3 protein-coding genes are annotated in these 4,329 nt (G+C 72.9%); 2 read left to right on the plus strand and 1 reads right to left on the minus strand.

The genetic code is table 11. The features are described from left to right. Positions 1-100 precede the first annotated feature (100 nt). Positions 101-1,285 (minus strand): DNA polymerase III subunit beta, encoded by a 1,185-nt coding sequence (gene dnaN / locus ACFW9Z_RS35950; protein ID WP_384647912.1) that lies wholly within the window; start codon positions 1,283-1,285, stop codon positions 101-103. Between the two features lie 650 nt (positions 1,286-1,935). On the opposite strand from dnaN, the gene ACFW9Z_RS35955 reads away from it, so the two are divergent. Then, positions 1,936-3,417 (plus strand): helix-turn-helix domain-containing protein, encoded by a 1,482-nt coding sequence (locus tag ACFW9Z_RS35955; protein ID WP_384647916.1) that lies wholly within the window; start codon positions 1,936-1,938, stop codon positions 3,415-3,417. Positions 3,418-3,585: 168 nt separating this feature from the next. After that, positions 3,586-4,191 carry a VanZ family protein gene (locus ACFW9Z_RS35960; RefSeq protein ID WP_384647919.1) on the plus strand — a complete coding sequence of 202 codons (606 nt, stop codon included), beginning with the start codon at positions 3,586-3,588 and terminating at the stop codon, positions 4,189-4,191. The last annotated feature ends 138 nt before the right edge of the window (positions 4,192-4,329 follow it).

The following is a 4,329-nucleotide window of genomic DNA, read 5'->3' on the forward strand; positions in this document are numbered from 1 at the left end:
GTTTTTGTTTGGTCGTGGTCGTGGTCGCCGCGGTTCGGGGCCGGCCCCCCCCCGGAGCCCCCCCCCCACCCCCGTTCCGGCGTCCCGGAGCCCGTATCGCTCACACCAACTGCGGCTTCACCGACATCAGCAGGTGGCGGTGGCTGTACCGGTCGCTGTGGCGGTGGCTGTGTCGGTCGCTGTCGCTGTGGCTGTCCCGGTGGGCGTCGTCGTCCGGCCCCGCCCCGCCCGTGATCATCGCCCGCTGCCCCGCCCCCATCAGCAGCAGCCGCAGCGAGGGTTCCTCGAAGGAGGCCAGGGCGTCCGCCAGATACCCCGGGTTGAACGCCACGGTCATCTCGCGGGCGCCCTCCAGCGTCGCAGGCAGCCGCTGGGACGCCACGTCGTCCTCGTAACCTGCCTGGAGGAGTACGGAGTTGTCCGCGCCGGAGAAGGCCATCTGCACCGGGCTGTCCCCGTCGGCGACCACCGAGACCCGCTTGACCGCCTCCACCAGCCGGGCCCGGTCCACCACCGCCACGGCCGGGCTCTCCATCGCGAAGAGCTTGTCGTGGCGCGGGAGCCGCCCGTCCAGCAGCCGCACGGTGGTCCGCATCCCCGCGTGCTCGAACCCCGCCGAACCGGCGTCCAGGGCCACGCTCACCAGCCCGGACCGCCCCAGCGAGCGGGCGATCTCCGTCAGCCGACGGGCGGCGACGACCACATCGGCGCTCTCGTCGTCCGCCGCCGCCTTCCACGGAAGCGTCCGCACGGCGAAGCGGTACCGGTCTGTCGCGGCGAGCGTCATCGTCCCCGTCGCCCCGTCGAGCCCCAGCCGGATGCCGGTGAGCGCGGGCAGTGTGTCGTCCCGCCCCGCCGCCACCGCCACATCCGCGACGGCCGCCGCGAACTCCGCCGCCTCCACCGCACCCCGCACCTGCGGGAGCGAGGGCAGCGCCGGGTAGTCGGCCAGCGGCAGCACGGAGAGGCCGAAGCGGGCGCCGTCCCCCGACACCGTGAACCGCGAGCCCTCCACCGCGCACTCCACCGGCCCCTCCGGCAGCACCTTGCAGATGTCGAGGAGCCGCCGCCCCATGACGAGCACCTTCCCGGGGCGCAGGACCTCGGCCGCCTCCACGTCCATGCGCGCGGACGCCTCGTAGTCGAGCCCGCTGACACACAGCCGCCCGCCCTCCGTGTCCAGCAGCAGCCCGCCCAGTACGGGGACGGGGGAGCGGACCGGCAGGACGCGGGCGGCCCAGGCCACGGCTTCGGTCAGGGCGGTGCGCTCGATACGGAACTCCACGGCGGGGCCTCGTCTCACAGGTGGCGTCTCACGGGTGTGGTCCGGACACCGACGACGTTAGATGCCACCACTGACAATCGGCCCTGACCAGCCAGTTCACCGACCCGGCCGGGCAGTTCGCCAGGAGCCGGGCTCCATCGGCGCGCACAGGGGCCGGCGACAGCGACCACCCCCGTGAGCCGCTGCCACCGGCATCGTGAGCGTTCCGGAACGGCGTGGCGGAACGACGTACCGGAACACGTTCGGACCATAGATCGGTGGGTAGGGGCACGGGGAGATTCAATGCGCCCAGTGAGGCGACGGCGGGGGTATCAGTCCGCACAGCGGGGCCCCGGCGCAGCGACGGATCGGGGGATCACGTGCGAGCGCGGCAACGGGCCGACGACCTGATGAGAATGCAGCGGCTGGCCCGGAACGGCGGGACGGCCGAGTTCCTGCGCTGGCTCTCCGGCCGGGCCACGGGCTGGGCCGGAATCGTCGCCTCCGACGGAACCGTACTGTCCGCATCCGGCACGGTGCAGCCGACGGCGGGGAGGGCTGAGCCTGCGCCGGGGAGGGCCGAGGCCGCGTCCGGGAGGGTCCAGGCCGAGCCTGGGAGGGCTGAACCCTCGTCCGGGAGGGTCCAGGCCGCGTCCGGGAGGGCTGAGGCCGTGGCAGGAAGGACTGAGGCCGCGTCCGGGAGGGCTGAACTCGCGTCCGCAAGGGCCCAGGGTGCCCCCGGAAAGGCCCAGGGTGCCCCCGCAAGCGCCCACCCCGCCCCCGACGTGGCCGGGCTCGTGGCCGGAGGTGTACGGGCTCTGAAGGAGCGCGGGGCCCTCGCGTACGCCCACGACACCGGCGAGCACACCGCCCTTCTCTTCCCGCTGCCGGCCGACGACCAGGCCACCGCGCCCCTCCTCGCCGTCGTCACGCCCCGCCCCGTGGCCGCCGGGCTCGCCACGCTGCTGGCCGACGCGCTGATGCCGCTCTCCCTGTGCTGGGAGGCCGAGGCGGTCGAGCGGAAGCGGCGCCGGGTGGACCTCGCCGAGTCGCGCGGCCGGGAGGCGGTGCTGCATTTGCTGATGACCGGTCAGCTCTCCATCGCCCAGCAGGTGGCCGGTGCGCTGCGCCCCCGGCTCCCCGACCCCGTACGGGTGTGTGTCGTGGAGTGTTCCAGTGACCGGCGGGACGAGGTGGCCCGGGTCTGCGCCGAGGCGGACGGCGGGCGGTCCTGGATCGTGCGGTGCCCGGTCTACGCCCGCCACCTGGTCATCGTGATGCCGGCGGAGGACGGGCCGGAGGGCACCGCCACCGACGAGGTCCTCGCCGCCCTGGTGGACGACTGCGTGGTGGGCGTCAGCGAGCAGGTGCCGCTGGCCGACACCGCCACCGGCTACCGGCAGGCCTTCCACGCCCTGGCCGTCGCCCGCGAACTGCCCACCCGGCACGTCCGGTTCGGCCTCGCCCCGGAGCCCGCGCTCGTCGTCGGGCACGCAGGACGGCAGTGGGCCGACGCCCTGCTGACCCCGCTCCTGACGCACGTCCCGCGCCGGGCCCAGGACCCGGGGAGCCAGGAGCTCGCGGCCACGGCGGCGTCCTGGCTGGCGTTCTCGTCGCACGCGACCGGCCACCTCAAGGTCCACCGCAACACCCTGGCCGCCCGCCTCAGGTTCATCGGCGAGCTGCTCGGCCTGGACCTCCACCGGCTGGCCGACCAGTCGGCGCTCGACCTGGCCCTCCGCGTCCGGGCCACCCCCGCCCCGGCCTGCACGCCAAACCCCGCGGAGACGGCCTCCCCGACCGATGCCGCACAGACGGCCTCCCCGACCGACCCCGGAAACGTGAACGGGGCGGCGCACGGCCTCGACGAGATCCTGCGCCGCCCCGCCGTCCAGGAGTGGGCCGCCCGCCAACTGGCCCCGATCGCCGCCCCGGTGGGTGGCGCGGCGGCCGAGGACACCCTGCGGGCCTGGCTGAGGTGCGAGGGCCGTCTCGGCCCGACAGCGGCCGAACTGGGCATCTCCGTCCCCGGAGCCCGCAAACGCCTCACACGGCTGGAAACCATCCTCCAGCGCTCGCTGCTACGCCCCCCGAGTGCCCGCTACGACCTGTGGCTGGCACTGCGGGCCCAGGAGGTGCACGCCGACCGCTGACGACGGCTTCCCTTCGCTCCCTTCGCGAAGGGCCGTTTCCTGTGCTCCTCGGCCGGATTTTGCCTGACCACTCCATGATCAACTACCTTTCGCTTCGCACGGCTCGACCACCGCGTAAACGGGAAGACGCGAAGCGGGGAAGCGGGCGACTCAAGCACCGAAGTTCTGCTGAACGTAGCTCTGTTCGTCCCGGCCGCCTTCTTCTGGACTCTGCTGACCGGCAGTCCACCGCGCGTGCTGGCAGCCATGGCCGGGCTGTCGTTCCTCGTCGAGTGCCTTCAGGCGGTGACCGGGCTCGGGGCCAACGACGTGGCCGACCTCATCGCGAACAGTGCGGGCGGAGCGCTCGGCGTCCTCGTGGGGAGCCTCGTCCTGCGGTTCCGCAGGCGTACGGACGGGACGCTCCGGCTCTCCCGAAGGCAGAGGGTGCTCACCGCAGGTGGCACAGCTGTTCTCGTCGCGGCCGCCGTGGCAGGGGTGTTCCTCGGTGCGGAGCAGCGTCAGGCGTCACTGGAGCGGGAGCTGCACGGCCGGTTCGCCGGGACCGGACTGGAGACGTACTCCGCCTGGGAGGCGGACGACAGCCTCTACGAAGAGGTGTTCGACGCCGCCTCGGTGCTCGCGGACGGAACACACCAACGGGAGGACGGCGTCCGGGTGCGCTATCCGGCGTCGTTCCTCGGCCTGCCCCGGTGCGTCTTCGTCGAGTGGGCTCCGGGAGACGTCGCCGTCCACCGTGGCTCGGGCAGGGAATGCTCCGTGTTCATGGGCTGACCCATGCGTACTACGCACCGCGTGAACATACAGGGCGGGGGGGGGGGGGGGTGAAGTTGACCCGCGGGGGTGGTTGTAAAAAAAAAAAGCCCCCCCCAACCAAAAAAACATGGTATATATAAAAAAAAAAAACACCCC

The organism is Streptomyces sp. NPDC059452 (genome assembly GCF_042750035.1).
Lineage (GTDB): Bacteria > Actinomycetota > Actinomycetes > Streptomycetales > Streptomycetaceae > Streptomyces.